Source organism: Desulfonatronum thiodismutans, assembly GCF_000717475.1.
GTDB lineage: Bacteria > Desulfobacterota > Desulfovibrionia > Desulfovibrionales > Desulfonatronaceae > Desulfonatronum > Desulfonatronum thiodismutans.
The window spans coordinates 12,524-36,167 of sequence record NZ_JPIK01000013.1 but is presented as its reverse complement, the minus strand read 5'-3'; the positions used below and the strand labels follow the sequence as shown (position 1 = coordinate 36,167).

The 23,644-nt window shown below is 62.0% G+C and carries 23 protein-coding genes and 1 riboswitch; of the genes, 6 read left to right on the top strand and 17 right to left on the bottom strand.

All coding sequences use genetic code 11. From position 1 onward, the window contains the following. The first annotated feature begins 43 nt into the window (after nucleotides 1-43). Nucleotides 44-1,711 carry a dephospho-CoA kinase gene (locus GY33_RS0110230; protein WP_051822503.1) on the top strand — a complete coding sequence of 556 codons (1,668 nt, stop codon included), beginning with the start codon at nucleotides 44-46 and terminating at the stop codon, nucleotides 1,709-1,711. A 192-nt stretch (nucleotides 1,712-1,903) separates the two neighbouring features. After that, nucleotides 1,904-2,632, top strand: a complete 729-nt coding sequence (locus GY33_RS0110225) for a rhomboid family intramembrane serine protease (RefSeq protein WP_031387245.1) — start codon at nucleotides 1,904-1,906, stop codon at nucleotides 2,630-2,632. Nucleotides 2,633-2,647: 15 nt separating this feature from the next. Here GY33_RS0110225 and GY33_RS0110220 read toward each other — a convergent pair whose 3' ends face one another. Then, entirely contained in the window at nucleotides 2,648-3,805 is a 1,158-nt protein-coding gene (locus GY33_RS0110220; RefSeq protein WP_031387244.1) for an SPL family radical SAM protein, read from the bottom strand. Nucleotides 3,806-3,942: 137 nt separating this feature from the next. Here GY33_RS0110220 and GY33_RS0110215 point away from each other — a divergent pair, with 137 nt between their 5' ends. From GY33_RS0110215 to gpmI, 3 genes are all read left to right on the top strand, one after another. Beyond that, entirely contained in the window at nucleotides 3,943-4,722 is a 780-nt protein-coding gene (locus GY33_RS0110215) for a glycosyltransferase family 2 protein (protein ID WP_031387243.1), read from the top strand. Beyond that, entirely contained in the window at nucleotides 4,697-5,428 is a 732-nt protein-coding gene (locus GY33_RS0110210; protein ID WP_031387242.1) for a polysaccharide deacetylase family protein, read from the top strand. Before GY33_RS0110215 ends, GY33_RS0110210 begins: the two co-directional genes overlap by 26 nt. Before the next feature lie 121 nt (nucleotides 5,429-5,549). Then, entirely contained in the window at nucleotides 5,550-7,181 is a 1,632-nt protein-coding gene (gene gpmI / locus GY33_RS0110205; protein WP_031387241.1) for a 2,3-bisphosphoglycerate-independent phosphoglycerate mutase, read from the top strand. Nucleotides 7,182-7,593: 412 nt separating this feature from the next. Here gpmI and GY33_RS0110195 read toward each other — a convergent pair whose 3' ends face one another. The 16 genes from GY33_RS0110195 to rpsB all read right to left on the bottom strand — a co-directional run bounded on the left by GY33_RS0110195 (nucleotide 7,594) and on the right by rpsB (nucleotide 23,041). After that, a complete protein-coding gene (locus tag GY33_RS0110195) occupies nucleotides 7,594-9,786 on the bottom strand; it encodes a CHASE2 domain-containing protein (RefSeq protein WP_051822565.1) in 2,193 nt (730 codons plus the stop codon). A gap of 169 nt (nucleotides 9,787-9,955) precedes the next feature. Beyond that, nucleotides 9,956-10,663, bottom strand: a complete 708-nt coding sequence (locus GY33_RS21340) for a LysM peptidoglycan-binding domain-containing protein (RefSeq protein WP_051822502.1) — start codon at nucleotides 10,661-10,663, stop codon at nucleotides 9,956-9,958. 156 nt (nucleotides 10,664-10,819) lie between these two features. Then, nucleotides 10,820-11,878, bottom strand: coding sequence for an FAD:protein FMN transferase (locus GY33_RS0110185; protein ID WP_051822501.1), 1,059 nt, complete (start codon nucleotides 11,876-11,878; stop codon nucleotides 10,820-10,822). 86 nt (nucleotides 11,879-11,964) lie between these two features. Then, a complete protein-coding gene (locus tag GY33_RS20510; protein WP_084185077.1) occupies nucleotides 11,965-12,261 on the bottom strand; it encodes a type II toxin-antitoxin system RelE/ParE family toxin in 297 nt (98 codons plus the stop codon). Continuing rightward, nucleotides 12,249-12,470 carry an addiction module protein gene (locus GY33_RS0110175; protein WP_031387237.1) on the bottom strand — a complete coding sequence of 74 codons (222 nt, stop codon included), beginning with the start codon at nucleotides 12,468-12,470 and terminating at the stop codon, nucleotides 12,249-12,251. Before GY33_RS0110175 ends, GY33_RS20510 begins: the two co-directional genes overlap by 13 nt. 55 nt (nucleotides 12,471-12,525) lie before the next feature. After that, a complete protein-coding gene (locus GY33_RS19820) occupies nucleotides 12,526-13,005 on the bottom strand; it encodes a hypothetical protein (protein ID WP_051822500.1) in 480 nt (159 codons plus the stop codon). After that, complete coding sequence (locus tag GY33_RS19815) at nucleotides 13,002-15,323, bottom strand: DUF3536 domain-containing protein (RefSeq protein ID WP_051822499.1); 2,322 nt, start codon at nucleotides 15,321-15,323, stop codon at nucleotides 13,002-13,004. Before GY33_RS19815 ends, GY33_RS19820 begins: the two co-directional genes overlap by 4 nt. Further along, entirely contained in the window at nucleotides 15,320-16,198 is an 879-nt protein-coding gene (gene tsaB, locus GY33_RS19160; protein ID WP_084185075.1) for a tRNA (adenosine(37)-N6)-threonylcarbamoyltransferase complex dimerization subunit type 1 TsaB, read from the bottom strand. Before tsaB ends, GY33_RS19815 begins: the two co-directional genes overlap by 4 nt. Then, nucleotides 16,173-17,237 (bottom strand): RIP metalloprotease RseP, encoded by a 1,065-nt coding sequence (gene rseP / locus GY33_RS0110155; RefSeq protein ID WP_031387233.1) that lies wholly within the window; start codon nucleotides 17,235-17,237, stop codon nucleotides 16,173-16,175. Before rseP ends, tsaB begins: the two co-directional genes overlap by 26 nt. A 174-nt stretch (nucleotides 17,238-17,411) precedes the next feature. Continuing rightward, entirely contained in the window at nucleotides 17,412-18,638 is a 1,227-nt protein-coding gene (gene dxr, locus GY33_RS0110150; protein ID WP_031387232.1) for a 1-deoxy-D-xylulose-5-phosphate reductoisomerase, read from the bottom strand. Nucleotides 18,639-18,677: 39 nt separating this feature from the next. Continuing rightward, nucleotides 18,678-19,475, bottom strand: a complete 798-nt coding sequence (locus GY33_RS0110145) for a phosphatidate cytidylyltransferase (RefSeq protein ID WP_031387231.1) — start codon at nucleotides 19,473-19,475, stop codon at nucleotides 18,678-18,680. A gap of 71 nt (nucleotides 19,476-19,546) precedes the next feature. Further along, nucleotides 19,547-20,251, bottom strand: coding sequence for a polyprenyl diphosphate synthase (gene uppS, locus GY33_RS0110140; RefSeq protein ID WP_035271838.1), 705 nt, complete (start codon nucleotides 20,249-20,251; stop codon nucleotides 19,547-19,549). Between the two features lie 6 nt (nucleotides 20,252-20,257). Beyond that, nucleotides 20,258-20,812, bottom strand: coding sequence for a ribosome recycling factor (gene frr, locus GY33_RS0110135; protein ID WP_031387229.1), 555 nt, complete (start codon nucleotides 20,810-20,812; stop codon nucleotides 20,258-20,260). A gap of 2 nt (nucleotides 20,813-20,814) precedes the next feature. Then, nucleotides 20,815-21,537 carry a UMP kinase gene (pyrH, locus tag GY33_RS0110130; protein WP_031387228.1) on the bottom strand — a complete coding sequence of 241 codons (723 nt, stop codon included), beginning with the start codon at nucleotides 21,535-21,537 and terminating at the stop codon, nucleotides 20,815-20,817. Between the two features lie 106 nt (nucleotides 21,538-21,643). After that, a complete protein-coding gene (tsf, locus tag GY33_RS0110125; protein ID WP_031387227.1) occupies nucleotides 21,644-22,243 on the bottom strand; it encodes a translation elongation factor Ts in 600 nt (199 codons plus the stop codon). Then, complete coding sequence (gene rpsB, locus GY33_RS0110120) at nucleotides 22,244-23,041, bottom strand: 30S ribosomal protein S2 (protein WP_031387226.1); 798 nt, start codon at nucleotides 23,039-23,041, stop codon at nucleotides 22,244-22,246. Nucleotides 23,042-23,265: 224 nt separating this feature from the next. Then, nucleotides 23,266-23,367: riboswitch (TPP riboswitch) on the top strand. 70 nt (nucleotides 23,368-23,437) lie between these two features. Here rpsB and thiS point away from each other — a divergent pair. Then, nucleotides 23,438-23,641 carry a sulfur carrier protein ThiS gene (gene thiS / locus GY33_RS0110115; RefSeq protein ID WP_051822497.1) on the top strand — a complete coding sequence of 68 codons (204 nt, stop codon included), beginning with the start codon at nucleotides 23,438-23,440 and terminating at the stop codon, nucleotides 23,639-23,641. The last annotated feature ends 3 nt before the right edge of the window (nucleotides 23,642-23,644 follow it).

Genomic DNA, 23,644 nt, shown 5'->3' with positions numbered 1-23,644 from the left:
GACTCCGACTCCGAAAAGAGAATGCTGACTTTCTCTCTCCCTCGTGTCCTCCCCCGCCGACCCCGCCTCACAGGCCTCGCCCCTGACCGCCGTGGTTCCCCGTGACCAGGGCGGTGCCAGGCTGGACCAGTTCTGGATGGGCCATGCCGAGGACCTGGGCGTGGCCCGCTCCCGCATCCAGTCCTGGATCAAGATCGGCTTGGCCCTGATCAACGGCGTCCCTTGCCTGCGTCCCGGACGCCGACTTGCTCCCGGGGACCGGCTGGAACTGCGGGCAGCTTCTCAGTCCTCCGAACTGAAGCCCGAGAATCGTGAATTGCGCGTTCTCTACCAGGACGACGACCTGGTCATCCTGAACAAGCCCGCCGATCTGGTGGTCCACCCCGCGGCGGGCCTGGACCAGGGCACTCTGGTCCATCGCTTGCTCCACCATTTTCCGGAACTCGCCGGGAAGGATGCCGGTGGTATGGATACATCTCGTCCCGGCATCGTGCATCGCCTGGACAAGGACACCACCGGCCTCCTGGCCATTGCCCTGAACGAACCGGCCCGGCTGCGTCTGGCCTCGGCCTTTGCGGCGCGGGAGGTGGAAAAGGTCTACCTGGCCCTGGTCCACGGCCGCCCTCGTGCCCAAGGCGTCGTGGACGCCCCCATCGGCCGGCACCCGACCTCCAAGACCCGCATGGCCGTGACCGAAAAGGGCGGCAAACCGGCGCACAGCGCGTACACGGTGCTCTGGACCGCGCCCGAGGACCGCTTCAGCCTGGTCCAGGTGCGCATAGCCAGCGGTCGGACGCACCAGATCCGGGTGCACATGCGCCATGTGGGCCACCCGCTGCTCGGCGACCCGACCTACTGCCCGGCGTCGTTCACGGGCTGGCAGCACGAGGTTCCCGGTATGAACGCCCTGCTCCGTCGCCCCATGCTCCACGCCTGGAAACTCGGCCTGCCCCATCCGCGCACCCACCAGCCTCTATCCTTCGTGCTTCCGCCGCCCAAGGACATGCTCCGGGTGATCCTGGCCGGCTCCCGAACCACCCAGCGCGTCGGCCTGACAGGTATGCCTGGATGCGGTAAAAGCCTGTTCCTGGCCGAACTGGCGGCCCTGGGCCTGCCAACCTGGAGCGCGGACAAAGCCGTGGCGGAACTGTATCAGCCGGGGCGGGACGGTTGGGAACTCTTGCGGAGAAATTTCGGGGATCGCTTTATTCCGGACCCCGAGGGGCCGGTGGACAAACGCGCCTTGTTGAACTCCTTGCGGGAAACACCGCGCCTGCGCCGGGAACTGGAAGCCTTGATCCACCCCCTGGCTAGGCGCCATCTCGAAGACTTCTGGCAAACCCACCGCAAGCAAAGGGTCGCGGCTGCCGAGGTGCCCCTGCTGTTGGAAACCGGGTGGCCTTCGGATTTCGACCTGATCGTCGGTCTGGCCTGCGATCCGGATCGCCGCCGAAATTGGCTGCTGACCGATCGAGGATGGGACGAAAACCTGCTGGCCGACGTGGAATCCTGGCAGTGGCCGGAAGCGAAAAAAATCCAGGCCTGCCATCTCGTCGTGGCCAACCCGGGCTCGCGAGACCAACTCGCCGGGAGAGCACGCGATCTGACCGTCGTCCTGCGGTGGCTGCGCAGACAAGCCGCCCGCCGTCTTCTGTCCCGGATCACCGCCCTGGTAGCTCCGGAACGGGATGCTTCCCGCGATCAGGAATGATGATAATCAGTTAGTTCGAGCCCAATTCGATAGTTGCCTTGCACCTGGATTCCCGCCTTCGCGGGAATGACTTAAATAGGCACACTCTTCCAAGCTCGTCATTCCCGTGAAGGCGGGAATCCAGTACATGCTTGCCGCAAATGTGCGAACAATTGCAACGAGGACACCTCAAAAGCCGCATAAGGGAAGAGCATGTTCCCGCTTCGAGACAACATCCCCAGCCGAAGCCCATCCTACGGCATGTGGCTGATCATCATCGCCAACACCTTGGTTTTCATCCTCCAGTTGACCATGACCGACCGGGAGTTGCTCCGCTTCACCCACGTCTTCGGCATGGTTCCGGCACGGGTCACCGACCCGGGCTGGGCCCATTGGATCGGCTACTCCCCGAATTGGACCATGACCCTGGTCACGCACATGTTCCTGCACGCCGGATGGCTGCACTACCTGCTGAACATGTGGATGCTCTGGATTTTCGGGGACAACGTGGAAGACGTGATGGGCACTCTGCGATTCGTCCTGTTCTACCTGCTCTGCGGAATGGGGGCGATTCTGGCTCATCTGCTTTTCAACCTGGACTCCCCCGTTCCCGTTGTCGGCGCCTCCGGAGCCATCGCCGGAGTCATGGGCGCATACCTCCTGCTCTACCCCCACGCCAGGGTGGTGGCCTTTGTGCCCATCCTCTTTCTGCCCTTCTTTTTCGAAATCCCGGCGGTGATCTTCTTAGGCATCTGGTTCCTGATCCAGATCGTCTCCGGCCTTTTCTCCTTGGTATTCCAGGGCATCGGCGGCGGCATCGCCTGGTGGGCGCACATCGGCGGATTCATCATGGGCATGGCCCTGGTCCGAATATTCCAAAAACGCGGTGCCTGCCTCCACTGCACCACACTGGAACAGTGGTTTCGGGATCATAGCCGGTGAACCAGGATGGCTTCCTCACTCCCCAAACGCCCGTTGCATCAAATACCGACCCAGCCCGCCCAATTCCTTTGGTGTGTACCCGAACACCGCGCTCCAGACCTCGTCAGACTCCATGCACAGGTACAGGTCCTGGAACCCGGCCCGGCGCAGCGCTTCGACCACGTGGCGCAGTTGGCGGACCCGCGGGGGACGGAGCAGGCGTTGCTTGCCGTCCAGACCGGTGATGAATTCGGCGTAGATGTAGCGGGCCTGGGGATGGTTTTCCTCGATGCGCTGCTTGAGTTCCGGCATGAAGCGCAGCGATCCCAGGCTGATATAGGCCACGTCCTCGGGCCGGAGATGGTCCGCGATCATCTCCACGGTTTGCGTGTAGCCGTGCTCCCAACCGGGAAACGGGATCACCGGGTCGAAGTGCAGGCAGACGCGGAAGCCGGCCTGGGCGCAGGTCCGAGCGGCGCGCAAGCGCTCTTCCAACGACGCGCTGCCGCCCTCTTCGCTGGCCTGGATCTCCGGCGCGTTCATGGACCAGGCCGGCAGGACCCGGTCCGGCCTGATCACCCGGTCCATCCAGCTCAGATCCACGACCTTGGATTTCAGTTCCAGGCAGGCTTGTGGATACGCGCCAAGGAACTCGACCAAATCGCGACTGTAGCCGGTCAACGGCTCCAGGGTCAGGGAATCGGTGAATTCCCCCGTGCCCAGTCTCCAACGCCGATCGGATCGCTCCCTGAAGGCCGACTCCAGCTCGGCGAACAAATCCGCCTGATTGGCCCAGACCTTGAGCACCCGGTCCTGAAAGTAGGCCTGAAGGATGCAGTAGGAACAGGACAAGGGGCAGTTCTCGCCGATATGCACGATCCGGTACCCGCAGCAGTGATAGTGCCGTGTCCCTGGGCAGGAACGCAAAAACCGGCCTTTGTAGTGCTTCAGATACACCACGCCCTGTCCCGCCTCGGCCTCGCCCCCGTCTCGCCCGGCACTTGCCCCGCGCCGCCCGATCTGGAGCGAACCCGCCGCCCCTTCATCATGGCCGCGAACCTCCACGGGCAGATGTGCCAGCCGCCCCAACACCCGCTTGGTCATGGGCGTATCCAGAACGGATTGATCCACAAGAACGCCCTTCAGGTCGCGAAGGTGCGCCGGCAGGGTAACGGGAGAAGCGGGATGTTGCATGTTCGTGGTCCGGTTGGAGTTGACTTCACGGCTTGCTTGGGCAAGGGAGTTTTTGCCGGATGCGGAGCACCGCGTCCAGTGCTCGAGATGTGATTTCCGGCCCATCGTCTTCGTCGGTCGCTTCCAACCAAGCCATCATGCCCACTCCCCCCGCCCCGCCCATCAGCGTCACCATTCTAACCAAGGACGCCCAACGCCTGCTCGTCGAATGCCTGCGGGCCGTCTCCGGTTTTCCGGACGTGGTCGTGCTGGACAACGGCTCCACCGACACCTCCCTGGACATCGCCGCGACCTTCGCCAACGTCCGCGTTTTCCAAGAGCCCTTCACCGGCTTCGGCCCCCTGCACAACCGGGCCTCGGAGTTGGCCGCCCACGACTGGATCCTGTCCATCGACAGTGACGAGATCGTCACCCCGGAACTCTTCGCCGAGATCGCCTCCCAAGAACTGGACCCGGACTGCGTCTACTCCTTCCCCATGGAGAACTACTTCAACGGTAAGCGCATCACCACCTGCGGTTGGCACCCGGACCGGCACGTCCGCCTGTACCATCGCGGGCGAACCCGGTTCACGGACGCGGCGGTGCATGAAGGCGTGATCACCGCCGGCTTGCGCGAAATCCGCCTCAATCATCCGGTCCGGCACTACTCTTACGCCTGCGTCGCCGACTTCCTGACCAAGATGCAGCGCTACACCGATCAATTCGCGGCCCAGCACGTTGGGAAAAAATCTTCCGGCCCGCTGAAGGCCGTGCTGCACGGCGGCTTCGCCTTTATCAAGTCCTACCTGCTCCAGCGCGGGTTTCTCCAGGGCTACGAGGGCCTGCTCATCTCGGCCTACAACGGCCACACCGCGTTCTACAAATATCTCAAGCTGTACGAGGCCAATCAGCGTGCTCGCCGTCCTGATGTACCATGACGTGGTCCCCGACGCAGGGAAGTACGCCAACGACCCCGCCCTGCTCCGCGCCCACCTCGAATACGTGCGCGACACCCATCCCGTGGTTCTGCCGGGAGAGCCGCTCCAGCCAAGCAAGCTCAATGTCTGCCTAACCTTTGACGACGCCCATGTCGGCTTCTTTCATTTCGCCTATCCGCTGTTGCGGGAGCTGGGGCTGAAGGCGGTGGTCGGCGTGTCCACGGACGTGATCCGGGAAGAAACCACCGCCCCGATGCAAGACCGCCTGCGCGTCTCTTCCCAAGCCGGGCGCAACGGGAACACGGCCTGTTTCTGCACGTGGCCGGAGCTGCGGGAAATGCAGGACAGCGGAGCCGTCCAGATAGCCTGCCACTCCGCCGGGCACGTGAACCTGACCGGATCGGGCGTGGACCTGGACCGGGAGATTCGAGGAGCCGGAGAAATCATCGCCGATCACCTTGGCCGATTCCCGAACACCTACGTCTATCCATCCGGCCTGCTGAACCGCCGGATCGACCGCCTCACAGCCCGCCATTACCTCTACCGGATGCGCATCGGCGCGGCCCTGAACCACGGCTGGCGCAACCCCGGAGGCGGCCCGCTCTACCGGCTCCAGGGCGACGGACTGCACGACGAGCGCGGCCCCCTGGGGGCGCTCTGGAAGCCGAGGCTTCGGTATTACTGGAATATATGGCGCGGAAGATGACCCGCACGGGCCAGCCCTCCCTGTTTTGCATCCGACCAGCTCCGCTGATACGCTTTTGCTGAAACGTGAAACAGGAATACGCGATCTTCTCGGAAAAAACCTCAAGCAAAGGAATACAACCATGATCAAGACACCTCTCGCTCCTCTCCCCGGAGTTCAATCCTGTCCCGGCCCCGTGGTCCTCGTGATCATGGATGGAGTCGGTCTTGGCCCTCGGGATGCCAGCGACGGCGTCTTCGTTTCCTATACCCCTATTTTGGATGCGCTACTTGAGGAACCGCTGATGCTCCCGCTCAAGGCCCATGGAACCGCAGTGGGGCTGCCCTCGGAGGACGACATGGGCAATTCCGAGGTAGGGCACAACGCTCTGGGCGCGGGGCGGGTCTTTTCCCAGGGGGCCCGCTTGGTCAACGAGGCCATCGCCTCGGGCCGAGTCTTTGAGGGCGAGGCCTGGGGCCGCGTGATCCAGTCCGGACTGGACGGCGGAACGGTGCATTTCATCGGCATGGTCTCCGACGGCAACGTTCACAGCCATATCGACCAACTCCGCGCCCTGCTGGACGGCTGCGTCCGGGCCGGAGTGCGCCGGGTCCGGGTGCATGCCCTGCTGGACGGCCGAGACGTGGATCAGAGAAGCGCGCCGCGCTACGTTGAACCGCTGGAATCCCGCCTGGCAGGACTGTCAACGGATGGAAGGGATTATCGGATCGCCTCGGGCGGGGGCAGGATGGTCACGACCATGGACCGTTATAACGCGAACTGGAAGGTGGTGGAAAAAGGCTGGCAGGCCCACGTCCTGGGTCAAGGGCGACCCTTTGCTTCAGCTTCCGAGGCGATTTCGACCTACTACCGGGAAAACCCGAAAATAACCGACCAGTACATGGACAGCTTCGTGGTCGTGGATTCCGACGGACCGGTGGGGACCATTGAGGACGGCGACGCCGTTGTCTTCTTCAACTTCCGCGGAGACCGGGCCATCGAGATTTCCCGAGCATTCGAAGAGGCGGACTTCTCCGAGTTCGACCGGGTCCGCCGTCCGGACGTGTTTTACGCCGGAATGATGCAATACGACGGGGACGCCTTGATCCCCAAGAACTTCCTCGTGGAACCGCCGACCATCACCGGAACCGTCAGCGAGCACCTCTGCGCCACGGGGATCACGTCCTTCGCCATTTCGGAAACCCAGAAATTCGGCCACGTGACCTACTTCTGGAACGGCAACAAGTCCGGATATATCGACAAAAAACTCGAGGCCTACGAGGAAATTCCCTCGGACAGAATCGCCTTCGACCTGCGGCCCTGGATGAAGGCCGCCGAGATCACGGACCGGGTCGTGGAGGTCATTGCCCAGGGCAGCCGCCGCTTCATTCGCCTGAATCTGGCCAACGGCGACATGGTCGGCCACACCGGAGTGGAGCCGGCGGTCCGGATCGCCGTGGCCACCGTGGATACCTGCCTGGAACGGATCCTGGACGCGGTGGCCCAGGCCGGAGGGATCGCCGTGGTCACCGCGGACCACGGCAACGCGGACTGCATGTGGACCGAGAAAAACGGCAATCGCTCCCCCATGGTCGCCCACACTCTGAGCCCGGTCCCGTTCATCGTCAAGGACTTCTGCGGCCGCAACGCCATCCAGCTCGCCCACGTTCCGGAACCAGGCCTGGCCAACGTCGCCGCGACCCTCTGCACCCTGCTGGGCCACGTTCCGCCTGAGGGTTACGAGCCTTCCCTGGTGACCGTAACGACCAAATAGCCTCTCCCGAGTCAACCGCCCGCTTCGCTCAAGGCTCGGGGGTCGCCAAGAAAAACACTTTTGAAAGCAGGGAAAAAGGTAACTACTCAGCTCATCCGAGAATAATTCGGACGGGATACCGGCCTTCGCCGGTATGACTGACTTGGAAACGACATGGTACGATACGTCATTCCGGCGGAAGCCGGAATCCAGTCCAGGTGGATGACCAAGTACCGAATGTGCTGAATAGTTACGGAAAAAGCTGCTTTCAAAAACGACTTGCCGTCCCGGCAAATTTGCCGTCAGGCGGCGAGCCTTTTGCCTTCCGCATCTTTCCAGCGGAAGGCAAAAATCTCTTCTTGGCGACCTTCGTGCCCTGAGCGAAGCGGGCGGTAAAATTCTTCAAGCGTCGACAGGTTTAAAGTCCTTCCCTTCATTTCGTCCGCATTCGGCGCACTCCGTCCCATTCCTCAGGAGCCGCCGGGGGATGGTCGCGACAAATTTCCAGATACCCGGCGGACGGGGGATCAACCTCGGCCAAGGCGGCGAACAACCGTGCGGCCTCGGTGAAATCGGCCCGGTAATAGGCGCGCAGCCCCTCGGCGAAGCGGTCCAGGTCGGCGGCTCTTGCGGATGCCTGATCCCTGCTCAGGGGCTCGTACACGGTCACCGGCTCGGCGCGGCCGACCACGGCCACCCGACCCAGTTCACGCATGGGGATATCGTCACTGGATTGTTCCAGGACCGCTTTTCTTGTGGCCTCGGAAATCAGGGTGAAGCTGCCGAACTGCTTGTTCACGCCCTCCAGACGCGCGGCCAGGTTCACGGCGTCGCCGAGCATGGAGTAGTCGAAGCGGGAATGGGAGCCCATGTTGCCCACCACGGCCGGGCCGGTGTTGATGCCGATGCGCATGAACAGATCATGGCCGGTTCGCTCCCGAAACCTCGGCCGCAGTTCGGCCAGCCGGGCTTGGCAGCGCAGGGCGGCCCGGACCGCGCGCCGGGCATGATCCGGCACGTCCAGGGGCGCGTTCCAGAAGGCGATGATCGCGTCGCCCTCGAACTTGTCCACCGTGCCGCCCTCGTCATGGATGATCTCGGTCATGGCCGTGAGGTAGTCGTTGAGCAAGGCGGTCAAGGCCTCGGGGTCCAGGTTCTCGGAAATGGTGGTGAAGCCCTGCAGGTCGGAAAAAAAGATGCTCAGCTCCTTACGCTCTCCGCCCAACTTGAGCTTGTCAGGATCGGCGATGAGCTGTTCGATGACCAGGGGGCTGAGATACTGCTGAAAGGCGTTCTTGATGAACCGCCGCTGCCGACCTTCGGTGGCGTAATTAAAAAGCAGGCCCAAAACCCCGGCCATGCCCACGCCGACCTCGGCCGCCACCAGGGGCGTCCACCAGCCGTTTTGATAGGCGAGCACGGCCAGGGCCGCGGGTACGGCCAGCAGCGCCAAAATGGCCATTGCTCCGGCCAGCGGCGAGCGCCACACGGCCAAGGCCAAGCCGGTGAGCAGGCACAGGCCGAGGATCAGCCCCACCGTGACCGGACCGGGAAGCTCGCGTTGAAAATCCCCGGACAGGAAGTTGTCCAGAAACGTGGCCTGGATTTCCACTCCGGGGTAGACCCCGCTGACCGGCGTGGGTCGCAGATCGAACAGTCCGGGAGCGGAAAAGCCGAAAAATACGTGTTTGCCTCGGAGTTCTTCCGGAGCGATCACCGCAGGCAGGTCTTCCAGCAGCCGCAGTTCGGACTGGATCACCGCCGCCGCGCTGTAGGCCGCATGGGTGCCGGAGGGCCCGCGAAAACGCAGAATGGCCGCGCCGTCGGCGTCCAAGGGAATGAAACGGTCGGACAGGGTCAGACCGCGCCGCTCAAGTAAGGCAGATGGAGAGGGTTGGTTCGCGTCGGAGGGGGCTTTGCCGGCCGCGAGGAACGCTGCCAGGCCCAGGGAGGGAACGGCCCGGCCGTCGAAGACGTCCAGGGGCCGCATCCTGCGGAACACGCCGTCCATATCCGGCCGCAGCTGCACGTTGCCCAACACGCCCGCCGCCGCGGCCAGTTCAGGGCGCGGCGGGCTGATCCGGGTGGCCAGAAGATGGGGGGCCGCGCCGGGCCACTCGTCCAGACCGGCCACGCTCCAGGCGGGTTCGGGAAAGCTTTCAGGCCAGCCGGGCAGTCCGCCCGCTGCGGCACGGCTCAGAAACAGGGCCAGGGCCGTGGGGCCGAAGGAGGCCAGAGACTCGGCCAGCACGGCGTCGTCCTCAACCCCGTAGGCCGAAGGCTCCAGGAAGAGCACGTCAAAGGTCAGGGAGGCCACCTGGGCCCGGCGGCAAAAGTCCACCACCGCCGAGTAGACCTCACGGGGCCAGGGCCAGCTCAGACCGCCTTGCTCCTGCCCCCAGTCCAGGCTTTGCTGATCCAAGAGGATCAGGGCGATGTCCTCCGTGGCCGACCCCGGAGCGGCCAGCCAGGCCACGCGCATGTCCCAGGACTTGGCCTCCCAACGATCCCAGAGGCCCAGACTCCAGGGCAGGAGCGCCAGGAACGCGGCGGCTAGGCCGGTGATCGCGGCCTGGCGAAGGATCTTGGCGGTCAGGAAGGGCTTATCCGGCTTCTTTGGAAGCATCTCCGCATTCCCCGTCGCGCTGGAGGCATTGTTCTTGAGCCGCCCGCTTCGCCCAAAAAAGGACAACGCAAAGGGCTCCAAGAAGGAAAACATCATTCCCGCATTGGGACAATGCGGGAAACACGCTTCTTATCAGAGCAAGACGCGGAACCGTCAGCCGGAGTGAAGGCTACGGACGAACCTTGAGGACTTGGCCAGGGTTGATCCGGTCTCCGGAAATGTTGTTCAACCGGCGCAGGTCGTCCACGCTCACCCCGTAGGCTCGGCTGATCCGGAACAGGGTTTCGCCGGGCTGTACTTCGTGGGTCACCGGTCTGGATGCAGCCGGGCGTTGCTGCTCGGTCGGCCCCGGGGCAGGCTGAGGAGCGGGAGACGGGGTCGCGACGGCCTGCTGCTGCCGGGGCTGGGCCGGTTGCTGGGCGGGCTGTTGCACCGGTTGAGGGGCGGGCTGCTGTCTGGCTGGCTGGGTCGCGGCTTGGCGCTGTTCCGGGCGCGGCGTGGACTCGGCGGCTTGCTCCTTCATTTCGCGCGAAAGCTTGTCCACCCGCATGGTCAAGATGCTAAAATCTCCCTGCATCCGCACCAAGGCCTGCTGCCGCCCACTCTCCTGATTTTCCAACCCGACAAGCTTGGTCTCGATGACCTCCAGCCGAGCCAGGATATCATGAAGATCACGATCCGATTTACTCCCTCCGCCGGAAGAGGCGATGATCACCAGCAGAACCAGCACAAACAGGCCGACGCCTCCCAGGATCACATATTTCCCTCTTCCTTCGAGCGTGTCTCGCAACGTCCCCCGCTCCTCTTCGGGAGCTTCGACTTCTTGGCGCTCTTGCTCCATGGACTCCAATTTCTGCAACCAGCTTTTCTTATCCATAACAATGTACTCCCATTGGTGGTGTTGTTTCCATCATATTTTCAAAAATCCTTTCAAGTTGCAAGCATCCTCAATCATTTTCCAGAGCAAAGCAACCGTGAGAGCAAACCTGCCCCTGACCTTTTTCTCTCTCTAGCCGTCCACCTCCGCGGGAGTTCAGTTGATAAGCCTTCCGCTCTCCAGTGAGACAACCATCTCATAGCCCACGCCGTTTTCCGACGGCATCCCCCCGACACGATCAAACCCCGAACTGCGGGCATCCCGAAGATCCTCAACGACTTCCTCTCCCCCCCTGAACAGAAACAACGCCTCCATGTCGGGCAGGGATTCCACGAGTTCCAGGCCTTTTTCAACGCCGAGCACCATCAGCCCAGTGACCAGAGCGTCGGCCAGGGTCGCGTTTTCGGCCAGGACGGTGACGCTGGCCACGCCATTTTCCAGCGGGCGGCCGGTGCGTGGGTCCAGGATGTGGCTGAAAAAATGTCCATCACGTTCGAAGAATTGCCGGTAGTCGCCGCTGGTCAGTACAGCGCCGCGGCCAGGGCGCAGCACCAGCAGGACCTCGTCCCAGTCTTGGCCTCGTTCTGGTTGGTTCACCCCGATGCGCCACGGCTCCCCTTCCGAGTTGCGTCCGGAAACACGGACGTCGCCGCCGATGTCCACCAGAAAGTCTCGAATCCCTCGGTCCACCAGCAGTTCGGTTAGCGCGTCCACGGCAAACCCCTTGGCCACGGCCCCCAGATCCAGTTGCACGTCCGGATGCAACTTGCCCAGCCGTCCGGGTGTCGAGGCGTCAACCCTGTGCAGCCCCACTGAGGCCAGTGCATGGCGCACGGCTTCTTCCGAGGGAGGATGCCGCGTTTCCCGGTTCGCGGCTCCCGGGCCGAAGCCCCAGAGGTCCAGCAAGGGTTTGACCGTCGGGTCGAACGCTCCTCCGGTCTGATCGTAAATCTGAGCGGAAACGCGGAGGACGTACTCGAAGTCTTCGGAGATGGGCATGGATTCGCCCATGGCCAGGGCGTTGAACCGGGAGATTTCACTTTCCGGGCGATAGACGGACATGGAGGCGTTGATTCGCTCCAGGCGGTCGCGGATGGCCTGATCCAGGCCGGAAAGGGCCGAAGCCGGGGGATTTATCGTGCGCACCGCGTACGCCGTGCCCATGGTCGTCCCGCGAAAGACATGTTCCGAGGGTTGGTCGCAGCCAAAGAGCAACGACAGAATTCCGGTCAGTAGAGCAACGCGAAGTGCGTGGGAAAAACAGATACGGCGATTATCCGGAAAAGTATGAGATGGAGTAATCAGTTTCTTTCCTTCCAGCAGAGAGGATTGCGGCTACCGTGCATCACAGCAACGACAATAATAAATCCATCGAGGATTCGGTAGTATATTGCAAAGGGAAACTTACCGATCAATGCTCGGCGAGTATCCCGATGAACAACAGGATACATAAGTGGATTATTCTGAATCGCATCCAGCGATTCATCAATTTTATCCAAGAATTCATGTCCGAGACCAAGAAATTGCTTTTCATACCATACAGATGCATTTTCGATATCCGTCTCGGCTTCTTTTCTGAATCGCACTATATGCTGCACAGCTTTTCTCGAACTCTCTCGATGACTATTTTGGCATCAGTCCCATAGTCAAGGTCCGACTCAAACGCATCAAGGCGAATATTCAGCAATTCCCGTTGAGCGTCGCTTATCTCAATGAGCTGTTGGTCAGCCGCGATGGAGTCCCAAATTTCCTCAACAATCCGTATCCTTTGATCAACGGGTATTTCACGTAACTCAAGATTGTGCATGACCTCTCCCCGTGTGTCATGTTGTGAAAAAACGTTGCGTACCGGACAAAAGCCCTCAATTCATGTACCAGCCCAGAACACGCCAGGAGATGTGCCCTGCTTGGTCCACGTCGTACTCCAGCCAGAGATTGCCGCGGACGTGGCCGTCCTCGAACCCGGCCAGAACCCATTTGTCGGTGAGCACGTAGGTTTCTCCGGTGATGATGTGCATGCTGCCGCCGAAAAAGGCCTCGGCCGGGATCAGGTCCGAGCGGTCGGCGAGGTCCTGGATCAGGTCGTAGACCGGGTTGGACAAGCCCTTGCGCTGCAAGCGGCGCAGCTCGAACTCGCTCAGCCTGGGCTGGATTTCGCGCTGAATGGAGAGCAGCGGAGCCAGGTTGGCCACGTCCAGCTGCTCCCGTAAGTCACGGCTTTCCATTTCGCACAGGCGCAGAGCGTCCCGGGATTGGTGCAACTTGGCGTAGAGAGACAGGCAGGCTACGGCCAAGGCCAGGGCGACGACCCAGGGGAGGATATGTATGGAACGGGTGATCACCTGAGCCTGCCTGTTTCGCCCGCTATGCCCGTCGTGCCTATACCCCTCGGGGCCTCTGTTTGAGGATGAATGCCGAGCTTCCGGGCCAAGCCCGCTGCTTCAGGAAACTTCCGGCTCAATTCCCAAAGCCGGTTCTCCACGACCCACAGATTGAGCGGCACGGCCAGGGCCACGATGCGTTCCAATATTTGGCCCGCCTCGGCCCAGTCCGGTTGCTCGAAAGACAGCAGTTCCAGAAGGTGCCCGGCCAGGCGGATATCGAATTCCCTCAGCGGTCGCCAGTTGGTGCGCAGAAAGGAGAGGAATTCCTCCTGGTCGTCAGCCCCCCGACCCAGGACGAGTACAGCCCAGGCCAGAGCGGGAAGGTTGAGCATCCAGACATCCTCACGAATCGGACGATGCTGGTCTTCCTGATAGCCTTGAAAATGGCCCGAGGCCGACCTCGCGAATCGAAGCTGCCCCAGCCACCAAGCCTGAGTTTGGCGTTCCAACAAGGCCAGGGAGACTAACTCACGCCTGTTCCAGGCCAAGTCCGCCACGGAGCAGGAATGCACGGCTCCTTCCGGGGTATTCACGGTCACGACGCCGACGCCCCGCTCGACTTGCTCCGCCTTCCAACTCCAGGAGAATGCCTCGGCGACTCCGGTGTCGGACCACGTCAGCCGACCGCGACCCCGAACCTCCGGTCCGTCGGGCCCAGGCTCCAACTCCGGCTCCAGGACCAGTTCCGCTCCAAGCCAGTTTCGCTGGATGGATCGCCCGTGATCACGGCTCAAGACCGGGCCATCTTCATCCACGCCGTCCATGAGCAGGCCGAGCTGTGTCCAGGAAGCTAGGTTCATGCTTCGGGGCAGGACATGGGTGCCCCACAGGTCCGCTCCCGTGCCCTTGCCCGGGATGTTCGACTCCGCCGCGGCCATGATCCGAACGAAATCCGGTGACCAGTCTCCGGATCCGGTGGACTGGGCCAGTTCCATGGAGCGCAGGGCGTAGGCCATGGCGTTGAGGGGCTCCACCCGGCTGATCTCGTCGAAGAACCAGGCGCAACTGGCCAGGGAGCACATGGCCCATTCCTGCATGGCCAGCAGGTTGACGGCGGTTTTCCGCTCCTCCGGAGAAAGTCCTGGAGTGGCATGCTGGTCGAGAAAATCGGTTCGCGAGACGCCATGAGCCAACACCCGGCCATAATCCAGCAAGGCTTGTCGGGGGTCGGTGAAACAGCCCCGCCCAACAGTGAAATAATGCTCGTCCACGCGCTGCTTGTTGCGATGCAGGGCATCGCGTAGCGGCCCGCGCCAGCGTTGATTCCAGCCTGGATGCCCGCCGTCGGCGCAGCCGCAATCCGAGCGCCAGCGCTCCACTCCATGGACGCAGCTCCAGGAGGACGGCTCATGGAGCAGTATTCGGCGAGCGGGCGGATTGTCGGCCAGATAGGCCGCGAAGTTGGTCAGGCTCAATCCATCCCGCCCCCGGCGAATCTGCTCCAGGACATAAGCCAGGGCCATCTCTCCGAAGGAAAAATGGTGACCGTAGGTCTCACCGTCCGTGGCCACGCAGAGCAGGCCCCGGTCCGCGGCCTGGGTAATCCGCTGGAAGTAGCGCTCACCGTCTTCCAAGAGCCGTTCAAAGGCCACGGCCTGGGAAATCGGCCCGTGATAAAAAAACACGGCCAGCTCCCGCCCGGAAGACAACGCGGCGGCATACGGCTCGCGAATGTCCAGACTGGTTTCATCCACGTCGCGCTGGTTCGCGCCGTCCATATCCGCCACGGCCCGGGCTTGGCGCGGGGCCAGGACCACGAAGCGGAATCCGGCCTGGGCCACGGCTTCCAGGGTCGGCATGTCCACGGCTGCTTCGGAGAGCCAAAGCCCTTCCGGATCACGCCTGTAACGGACCCGAAAGTCCGCCGCGGTCCAGGCCAGTTGCGCTTCCTTGTCCAGGGGCGAGGCCAGGGGCATGATGATGTGATGGTAACATTGGGCCAGGGCATTGCCGTGTCCCCAGCGCTCCAGGCTCTGGCGGTCGGCATCCAGAATCCGGGCATAGCACGCGGGATCGGCCTGTTCCAGCCAGGAAAGCAGGGTCGGGCCGAAATTGAAGCTGGTCCAGGCGTAGCAATTGACCAAGTCCGTGATCCGCCCCTGGGCGTCCCTGCGTCTGGCCCAGGCCAACGGCGCGTAGGACTCCTCCAAAATCCGCTGGTTCCAGTTCAGCCCCGGCGCGGCACTGCCCTCGGGCAGCAGCTCGCGCAGCCACGGATCAACGCGCGGGGGCTGATAGTAATGCCCATGGATGCAGACCTTACGCGTGGTCGTCATGCTCGTTCCTCCACTTCCCCGGTCGTTTCTTCCCGGATTCTATCCCTGGCCTCCCGGCCGCTAAAGCCTCGTTTGGCTGCGAAAAACTCCAGGTTCTCCTCGGCATCGCAGGGACGCAGGTACAGCGGTTCGATGGGCGTTAAGCCGAATGTGGCGTTCATGGCCGCCTGAATCAAGACGTGGCTTTGGGGAGCATCCCAGGAAGGATCAAGAATGCGCGCCTGGGGCAATCCGGCTTTGATCCACTCCAGGTTGCGCCGCACCCCGCTGCCCAACAGATACAACGGATGGTCGTCATTGCCCAAAACCGCATGGAGATCGTCCGGAACGTCCACGGCCAGAATTCGCGGATCGTTCAGGGGCATGACGCGAGGTTCGGTCGAGATTTCCCGGGAAGCAGAAGGGACGGTGATCTGAAACGACTGGGCATGGACCAGCCGGGTCCGGGCATGGGTCAGTACGGCCAAGCGGCCCTGGAGCAGCGGGGCCGGGCCAGCGGCCAGCAAAGGCAGGTAATCCAGCCCGGTCATGGGCAGGCCCGCGCCCAAGGCCAGACCATAGGTCGTTGCCAGACAAAGGCGCAGGCCGGTGAAATTGCCCGGCCCCCGGACGCAGGCGATGCCGGAAAGATCGTGCATTTTCAGCCCGAGAAGATTGAGAGCTTGCTCCAGGGCCGGGACCAGAAAGCGCATTACCCGTGCCGGAGCAGCCCATTCCTGGTGCAGGACCAGGGAGGTTCCCTGAGACAGAACTATCTGGACCCGATCCTCCACGCCGTTCAGCGTCAGCAGGAGGCGCTGAGATGAACCACCGTCGCTTCCAGCAATACTGGCCCCCGTGGAAACACGGTCACTTGAAGAAGCGATGGATGTCATTGAACACCGCGAAGGTCATCAGCGCGATCAGAAAGGCGATCCCGATCTTGTAGGCGATTTCCTGCATCCTGGGGTTGAGCGGTTTCCCGGTGATCGTCTCGATGGTGTAGAAGAGAATGTGCCCCCCATCCAGAACTGGTATCGGCAAAAGATTCAGCAGGCCGAGATTGATGCTGATCAGCGCGGTCAGGGCCAGCAGGTTGGTCAGCCCTTCGGAGGCCTGCTCGCTGACAAGTTGGGCGATGAGGATCGGTCCGCCGATGTTGTCCGCCGGAATGATCCGTTCGATGAGTTTGATGATTCCCTGCACCGTAAGCACGACGATGGTCCAGGTCTGTTCCGCCCCGGCGATCAGGGCCGTGCCCGGACCCAAGGCGATGGATTGAGTCTGTCCCGAGGCCGTGATGCCCAGCATGGCCACCTTGATGTCCTCGCCGAACAGGTTCTGGCGGACCTCCACCCGGGGCTGGGCCGAGACGTCCACCACCCGGTTCTCCCGCTGCACTGTCAGGAGCATGGTTTGCCCCTCGGACTGCTGAATACGCTCGGCCAGTTCGCTCCAATAGCGGATGTCCTGGCCGTTGACACTCAGGACCATATCCCCGTCCCGCAGATCCGCGGCCTGGGCCGGACTGTCCTCCAGTACCTGACCCACTACGGGCAGCAATTCCTGCTGTCCGTGCGCCCAAAAAAGCCCCCAGTAGATGACTACGGCCAGGACAAAGTTGAAGACCGGGCCGGCGGCCACCACCAGGATACGTTGCCAGGGCGGCCGGAGGCTGAAACTGGATTCAGGCGGAATCCCCTCGCCCAGCTCGTCCTGGGCGCTCTCTCCGGCCAGCTTGACGTATCCGCCCAGAGGAACGGCGCAAAGCCGATATTCCGTGTCGCCGTATTGGAACCCGAACAGCTTCGGCCCGAATCCCAGCGCAAAAACCGGCACGCCGATCTTGAACAGCCGGGCCACGAGGAAGTGGCCCAGTTCATGAAAAAAAATCAGAACCCCAAGGACGAGAATAATGGCTAAGACGCTTTGCATTCGAAACTCAATGGCTGTTTGGTTGGAAGGAAGCTCCGGCTCGTCTCGACATGTGGTGGAAACAATCGATCAATTTCAGTCGGCTGTCCATCTCGGTGGAGCGGGAGCAAGCGAAACGGTTTTGGGAGATACTTTGAGACTTCCCGGCCGCAAGTCAAGTCTTGCCAAGGAAACTCAGACCCCGGCGGTGATTTCGGCCGAACGTCGCGTCTGGCCCTGGACGAGAGCGCTCAGTTCCAGGACGCCTTCCAGGGAATCCACTGGCTGCCCGGCATGGTCGTCAAGGGCGTAGCGGATCAGGGCCGGGATGTGCATGAAGGGGATGCGTTCGCGCAGGAACAGGTCCACGGCGGCCTCGTTGGCCGCGTTCAGGACCACCAGATGGCTTGGGCCCGCGCGGTACGCCTCCCGAGCCAGTTCCAGACAGGGAAAGAGATCGGTCCTAGGCTCACGAAAAGTCAGTGTTCCAGCCTGTAGCAGATCCAGGGGGGCCAGGCTCAATCCCAGACGCTCCGGGTACCCAAGGCAATGGGAAATGGGCACCTGCATGTCCGCGGGACCCAAGTGGGCCAGCAGAGAGCGATCCGTGAATTCCACCAGGGAATGAACAATGCTCTGGGGGTGGATCAGCACGGCCACCTGATCCATATCCAGGCCGAACAGCAGGCAGGCCTCGATCACTTCCAGACCTTTGTTCATCAAGGTCGCGGAATCCACGCTGATCTTCGCGCCCATGGACCAGTTGGGATGAGCCAGGGCCTGACCCACCGTGACCGCGTCCAGCTCAGCCGCGTCCATATCCCGAAACGGACCGCCCGAGGCCGTGAGGATGATCCTCCGCAAATTGGAGGACGTTTCCCCGTGCAAGGACTGGAACACCGCGTTGTGCTCCGAGTCCACGGGCAGGATCATGGCCCCGTATCGGCGGCAGGCGTCGCGGATCATGGCTCCGGCCAGGACCAGGGATTCCTTGTTGGCCAGGGCGATGATCTTCCCGGCCCGGGCCGCGGCCAACGTGGCCGGTAATCCGGCAGCGCCCACCTGAGCGGAGAGGACCATTTCGGCTTCAGGCATCCGGGCCAACCCCTCGTAGCCCCCCTGTCCGTGAACGATGTCCGGAGCATAACCGGAGGGCAACAGCCCCCGCAGTTCCTCGGCCAGGGCCGCGTCCAGCACGGCCAGCACCCCGGGCCGCCACCGCGCGGCCTGTTCGGCCAAAAGCCGGACGTTGCGTCCTCCGGCCAGTCCCAGCACGAAAAAACGTTCCGGATGTTCGCCGATCACCGCCAGGGCGCTGCGACCGATGGAGCCGGTACTGCCCAGGATGACCAAGCCGCGCGGTACGGACGTCGCGGCCGAAGGCAAGGCGCTGATGTATCGGCAAGCGTGGAGGGATGGCATGGAGGGCGAAATTGAAGCGATGAAGGACTGGGGCACAATCTAAAAGAAAGGATAAACAAGGCTCAAAGCCGCATACGCCGGTAAAACAAAAAGCAGACTGTCGATACGGTCCAGAATGCCGCCGTGACCGGGCAGCAGGGTTCCGGAATCCTTGACGCCCTGGGAGCGCTTCACGGCGGATTCGAAAAAGTCCCCCACCTGAGCGGCCAGGTTCAAGGCCACGCCGAGGAGGATGAACGCCGACATGCTCGCCGTACCCCAGGCAAGCCCCACGATCAGGCAGGCCCCAACGCAGGCCGCCATGCCTCCGGCGCTGCCCTCCCAGGTCTTCTTGGGACTGATGGACGGCCAGACGTGGCGGCGGCCCAACTTGGAGCCGGTGTAATAGGCGGCCGTGTCGGAGAGAAACGCCGCGGCCACCACCAGCAGCAGTTCCGGCCACGCCAGCCCCAGGGCGAAGTGAAGCAGCAAGGGCAGATAGCAGCAGCCCAGAAAAAGCAGCAGCACGTCCGGAAACGACGCGGTTTCGGGATCAGCGCTATAGTTGACCAGAAACAGAACGCCGAACAGGCAGAACAGCCCGGCCAGGGCCGCCGGTGCGGCGGTCGGCGCCAAGTATGCGGCCAGCAGAAAAAGCGCCCCGCCGACGACGCCCAGCAGTTTCCACCCCGGTCGCTCCTGTTTCCAGAACATGGAATACAATTCCCATTGGCCCAGCGCGGCCAGGATCATCACAAGAAGCAACAGCGGCACCCCGCCGGAAAACAGAATCCAGAGCAGGATGGGCAACGGAAGCAGCCCGGTCAACAGGCGTTTGTGGTGCGAGGTCAGGGGCATGATGATGCTGGTCGGAGGTTTGTGGCGAAGATGGGATTCAAGGATGGAAATGGCTCTGGAAACGGGAAGGGTCAGGCCGCGGGTTGCTCCAGCCCCCCGAACCGTCGGGAACGTCTGGAATACTCGTCCAGGGCCGCTTGCAGGCAGTCTTCGTCAAAGTCCGGCCACATCACCGGCGTGAAGACCAGTTCGCTGTACGCGGCCTGATACAGAAGAAAATTGCTCAGCCGCTGCTCCCCGCTGGTCCGGATGATCAGGTCCGGGTCCGGCTGGCCGGCCGTGTCCAGATTGTCGGCCAGGAGTTGTTCCGTGATCCTCTCCGCGGGTATGCCCTGGCTGACGAGCTTCCGGCAGGCCCGGACGATCTCTTCGCGGCCGGAATAGTTCAGGGCCAGATTGACGACCATGGACTTGCAGTGGCTGCTCTTGGAGCAGACGTGCCGCAGGATCTGGCGCAGGGCAAAGGGGAGTTCGTCCCAGTCTCCGAGCACGTGCAGCCGGATATCCCGCTCCAGCAGGGAGTCCATCTCGCTCTTGAGATAAGACTGGAGCATCTCGAACAAAAACGAGACCTCCTCCCGGGGCCGGGACCAGTTCTCCTTGGAAAACGTATAGAACGTAACATGCGGGATGCCGAGCTTGCGGCACTGGGTGACGATCTTGCGGGCGGAGCGGGTACCGGCTTTATGGCCTTCGGTGCGCGGCAGGCCGTGGTGTTCGGCCCACCGCCCGTTGCCGTCCATGATGATGGCGATATGCCGGGGGAGGGAGGACAAGTCGGCTCAAATCTCCATGATTTCTTTTTCCTTGACCGCGAACACTGCGTCAGTCTTGGCGATGTAGTCGTCCGTCAGCTTCTGGACGTCGTCCTGGGTCTTGCGAAGCTCGTCCTCGGTGATCTCCTTGGCCTTTTCCTGCTTCTTCAGCGCATCATTGGCGTCGCGCCGAATATTGCGGATGCCGACCTTGGCCTCCTCGGTGAACTTCTTGGCGATCTTGACCAGTTCCTTGCGCCGTTCCTCGGTCAGAGGCGGAATGATAATCCGCAGGGTCTTCCCGTCGTTAACCGGGTTCAGGCCCAAATCAGACTTGAGGATGGCCTTTTCCACATCCTTGAACGCTCCGCGATCCCAAGGCTGGATGGAGATGGTCCGGCTGTCCGGGATGGAGATGGAAGCCAGTTGATCCAAAGGGGTCGACGTGCCGTAATAGTCCACCCGAATCCCGTCCAGCAAGGCCCCGGAGGCCCGACCGGTGCGCAGCCTTTTGAATTCCCTGTCCAGGCTTTGCAGGGACTTTTCCATGCGTTCCTTGTTGTCGTCCAGTACGGATGCCATGCTTACTCTCCTCCTGTGACCAGTGTTCCCGTCGGCTCTCCCAGTGCGACCCGCTTGATGTTGCCCGCGGTGAAGAGGTTGAAAACCACGATGGGCAGATTATTGTCCATGGCCAGGGAAATGGCCGTGGAGTCCATAACTTGCAGGCGCTTTTTCAGAACGTCGATGTAGGAGATGTGCGAGAACAGCTGGGCGTCTTGATCCTTTTTCGGATCTTTATCGTAGACTCCGTCCACCTTGGTGGCCTTGAGAATGGCCTGGACCTTGAGTTCGGCCCCGCGCAAGACCGCGGCAGTGTCCGTAGTGAAGAACGGGTTGCCGGTGCCCGCGGCGCAGATCACCACCCGCTTTTTCTCCAGATGCCGGATGGCCCGGCGGCGAATGTAGGGCTCGGCCACCTGCTGCATGGGGAAGGCGGTCATCACCCTGGTGGTCAGCCCCAGCTTTTCCAGCCCGTCTTGCACGGCCAGGGAGTTGATCACCGTGGCCAGCATGCCCATGTAGTCGGCCCCGGCCCGGTCCATGCCACGGGAGGCGGCTGAGAGGCCGCGGAAAATATTTCCTCCGCCGATCACCAGGGCCAATTCGACACCCAGTTCGGCGACCTCGACCATTTCCCTACAGAACGTATCGATGGTCTCGGGGTCGATCCCGAACTGGTTGGGACCGGCCAGGGCTTCGCCGCTGATTTTCAGCAATATCCTGGGATAGCGCAGTTCTGTCATGCCTACTCCAGCGGCCCGGGCCGCCCGTTGAACGTGTTCACCGTGGGGGCGCGGCGCGCCGTGTCCCCACGGTCATCTGTCTTTTGTTACGCTTCTTCGCCCGATATTATGCTTCTTCGCCCAGGGCCATCCGCACGACCCGTCCGACCTGGATATTTTCGCCGAGCACGGCGATGGTTTCGGTGATCAGATCTTTGACCTTGCGGGAGTCGTCTTTGATGAAAGCCTGCTCCAGGAGGCAGACTTCCTGGGCGAACTTGTTCATCCGACCTTCCACGATCTTGGGGATGATGTTCTCCGGCTTGCCCTCGTCCCGGGTCTGCTGAGTGACGAATTGGCGCTCCCGCTCCAAAACGTCCTCCGGAATGTCCTCCGGAGCCACGCACAGCGGAGCCGTTGCCGCCACCTGCATGGCCAGATCCTTGGCCAACTCCAGGAACTTCTCGTTCTTGGCCACGAAGTCGGTCTCGCACTTCAACTCGACCATCACCCCGATCTTGCCGTTGGAGTGGATGTAGGACCCGATATACCCCTGGGACGTGGCCCGGCCGGACTTCTTCTGGGCCTTGGCCAAACCTTTTTCACGCAGCCAGAGCTTGGACTTTTCCTGATCCCCGCCACACTCCTGCAGCGCTTTTTTGCAATCCATCATGCCCGCGCCGGTACATTCGCGCAGCTCCTTTACCAAACTTGCGGAAATAGCCATTTATTTCTCCTCCGTAGCGTCTATTTCAATTTCCGTTTCAGCCCCTTCGTCTTCCGCGGCGGCCTGGGTCAGCGCGGCCCCGGCGGACTTTTCAGCGACCTGGTCCATGTCGCGCATCCTGGCGGCGCCCTCGGTGCAGGCGTCGGCGATGCTCGCGGAGAACAGCTTGATGGCCCGGATTGCGTCGTCGTTGCCGGGAATGATGAAGTCGATCAGGTCCGGATCGCAGTTGGTGTCCACCACGGCGACCACCGGAATGTTCAACTTGCGGCATTCCTGGATGGCGATGTCTTCCCGGTTCGGGTCAATGACGAAAGCCGCCTGGGGCAGGGATTCCATGTCCTTGATTCCGCCCAGGGCCAGGTTCAACTTTTCCACGTCGCGCTGCATGCGCACGATTTCTTTTTTGACGAACCGGTTGATGGTTCCGTCCTCGAACATGGTTTCCAGCTTCTTCAAACGCTGAATGCTGCTGCGAATGGTCTGAAAGTTGGTCAGGGTACCGCCCATCCAGCGATGAGTCACGGAAAACATGCCCACCCGCGCGGCTTCCTGCTTGATGATCTCACGGGCCTGGGGCTTGGTGCCCACGAACATGACCTTGCCGCCCTGGGCCACGGTATTGGCGATGAAGTCGTGGGCCTTCTGGAACATCTTCACGGTCTGCTGCAGGTCGATGATATGGATGCCATTGCGCGCGCCGAAAATGTACGGCCGCATCTTGGGATTCCAACGCCGGGTCTGGTGACCGAAATGCACGCCGGTCTCCAACATCTGCTTCATTGTCACGTACGCCATTACACTACTCCTTAGAACTGGTGGGTTTTTCCTCCACCCTCCGAACCTTGAACCCGCTCACTTTCGTCACGGACGAAAGACCCTCGGGCTCCACGGAGGATGTGCGAATTTCGAACCGTGCACAATTAGGCTAAAAATGAACAACTGGCAAGCAAAAAAACAAGCAGCCTCCTGTCGAACGCATCGAAACCCTTTACAGACGTTTCGGATTGCGATACCCAATTTTTCATAGCTGGGGGAGCCGTAAGGCTGAGAGGGGGCACGCGCCCCGACCCTTGGAACCTGACACGGATCATGCCGTCGTAGGGAAGCACCGCGAGAGACCGCCTTTCCGGACCGCAGAGCTTCACGCCAGGTTCCGAAAAGGCGTTTTTTATTTGCCAATCGGGGGGGGGCATGATGCAGGTGATCATCAACGGCAAGCCGGAAGAGATCTCAACGGGGGTCACGCTCCTGGAAGTCATTGAGACCAGAAAGTTGGATCCGACCAGGGTCGTGGCCGAGTTGAACCGGGAGGTCGTGCCTGGTGAACGTTTCGCGAACACGGTCATGAATGAAGGCGATAGTCTGGAACTGCTGCAGTTCGTGGGAGGTGGCTGATGC